General features: G+C 68.2%; 3 protein-coding genes. All 3 read left to right on the forward strand.

What is annotated here, in order from left to right; all coding sequences use genetic code 11:
* Window positions 1–571, forward strand: a 571-nt coding sequence (locus AC1DOC_RS30920) for a branched-chain amino acid ABC transporter permease (RefSeq protein WP_478131252.1), incomplete at its 5' end; no start/stop codon positions are given.
* On the forward strand, window positions 568–1,329 hold the full coding sequence (locus tag AC1DOC_RS30925; RefSeq protein WP_012746892.1) for an ABC transporter ATP-binding protein: 762 nt from the start codon (window positions 568–570) through the stop codon (window positions 1,327–1,329). The genes AC1DOC_RS30920 and AC1DOC_RS30925, both read left to right, overlap by 4 nt.
* A complete protein-coding gene (locus AC1DOC_RS30930; RefSeq protein WP_012746893.1) occupies window positions 1,322–2,026 on the forward strand; it encodes an ABC transporter ATP-binding protein in 705 nt (234 codons plus the stop codon). The genes AC1DOC_RS30925 and AC1DOC_RS30930 overlap by 8 nt, the downstream gene beginning before the upstream one ends.
* Window positions 2,027–2,083 lie beyond the last annotated feature (57 nt).

Here is a 2,083-nt window from a genome sequence, read left to right on the forward strand (position 1 = left end):
CGACTGGCTCACGGGCGGTGCCGACGGCCTGCAGGGCGTGGTGATGGGGCCGGTGCTCGGCCTGTTCACGTTCGACCTCTACGGCCGCACGGCGGCCTGGTATTCGCTGACGGTGATGCTGCTGCTGTTCCTTGCGATGCGGCGCCTCGTGCATTCACCGTTCGGCGCCACGCTCAAGGCGATCCGCGACAACCGGCTGCGCGCCATGGCCATCGGCATTCCGGTGGTGTCGCGGGTCGTCGTCATCTACACCGTGGCGGCCGGCATTGCCGGTGCCGCGGGCGCGCTGCTGGCGCAGACCACGGGCTTTGCCTCGCTCGACGTGCTGGCCTTCGACCGCTCGGCCGACGTGCTGCTGATGCTGGTGATCGGCGGCGTGGGCTGGCTCTATGGCGGCGTGGCGGGCGCCATCGTCTTCAAGCTGCTGCAGAACTGGCTATCGGCCGTGACGCCACAGTACTGGATGTTCTGGATCGGCCTCCTGCTGGTGCTGCTGGTGCTCGTGGGGCGCGATCGCGTGCTCAAGCCGTGGACCTGGCTGGGCAAGAGGAAGAAGGGAGGCGCGGCATGACCGAGACCGTGCTTTCGACACAGGGCCTGGTGATGCGCTTCGGCGGCATCACGGCCACCAACAACGTCACGATGGAGCTCAAGCGCGGCGCGCGCCATGCGCTGATCGGCCCCAACGGTGCCGGCAAGACCACGCTCATCAACCTGCTGACGGGCGTGCTCGTGCCCACCGAAGGCCGCATCTCGCTGCTCGGCGAAGACATCACCACGCTCGCGCCGCACAAGCGCGTGGCGCGCGGCCTGGTGCGCACCTTCCAGATCAACCAGCTGTTCGACTCGATGACGCCGCTCGAAACACTGGCGCTCGTGGTCTCGCAGCACCAGGGCATCGCCTCGCAATGGTGGCGCCCGCTGGGGTCCAGCAAGGCCGTGACGGAGCGCGCGGCGCAGCTGCTCGAGCAGTTCCACCTCGGCGACGTGGCGCAGCAGCAGACGAAGTTCATGGCCTACGGCAAGCGACGCCTGCTCGAGATTGCGATTGCGCTGGCCTGCGAGCCGCGCGTGCTGCTGCTCGACGAACCGGTGGCGGGCGTTCCCGCCGGCGAGCGCGAGGAGCTGCTGCAGACGGTGGCCGCATTGCCGGCCGACGTGTCGGTGCTCTTGATCGAGCACGACATGGACCTGGTGTTCAGCTTTGCCGACCGCATGACGGTGCTGGTCAACGGCACCTTGCTGACGGAAGGCGACCCCGAAACCATCGCCAACGATCCGAAGGTGAAAGAGGTCTACCTGGGCCATGGAGATGCCGTTCATGTCTGAACTGCTGCGCATCGAGAACCTGAGCGCCGGCTACGGCGAGGCCGTGGTGCTGCACGACGTGGCCTTCGCGCTCGGCGAAGGCCAGACGCTGGCGCTGCTGGGCCGCAACGGCACGGGCAAGACCACGCTGATCAACACGCTGGCGGGTGCGACGCGGCAGCACGGCGGGAGCATCTCGCTGGCTGGACTGGCGCTGCACAAGCTGGCGCCGCACCAGCGCGCGGCGGGCGGCATCGGCTGGGTGCCGCAGGAGCGCAACATCTTCAAGTCGCTCACGGTGCACGAGAACCTCACGGCGGTCGAGCGGCCCGGCAAGTGGAACCCGCAGCGCGTCTACGAGATGTTCCCGCGCCTGGCCGAGCGCAAGACCAACCTGGGCACGCAGCTGTCGGGCGGCGAGCAGCAGATGCTGGCCGTGGGCCGCGCGCTGGTGCTCAACCCGAAGCTGCTGCTGCTCGACGAGCCGCTCGAAGGGCTGGCGCCGATCATCGTGGAAGAGCTGCTGCGCGCCATCCGCCGCATCACGCAGGACGAGGGGCTGGCCGCGATCATCGTGGAGCAGCATCCGCAGGCGATCCTCGCGATTTCCGACCACGCCGTGGTGCTCGACCACGGGACCATCGTGCATGCCGACAGTGCCGCGGCATTGCGCAGCCAGCCTCAAGTGCTCGAACGCTTGCTGGGCGTGGCGCGCTAGCGGCCCGGCGAACAAGAAGGAGACAGAAAAATGGCGATCCCGAAGACAGTGCTCAGC

This window comes from Variovorax sp. 01T439_2 (assembly GCF_056398445.1).

Excerpts from the sequence above, each read along its gene's own strand:
- AC1DOC_RS30925 (WP_012746892.1), top strand. The coding sequence starts at position 568 with ATGACCGAGACCGTGCTTTCGACACAGGGCCTGGTGATGCGCTTCGGC.
- AC1DOC_RS30930 (WP_012746893.1), top strand. The coding sequence starts at position 1,322 with ATGTCTGAACTGCTGCGCATCGAGAACCTGAGCGCCGGCTACGGCGAG.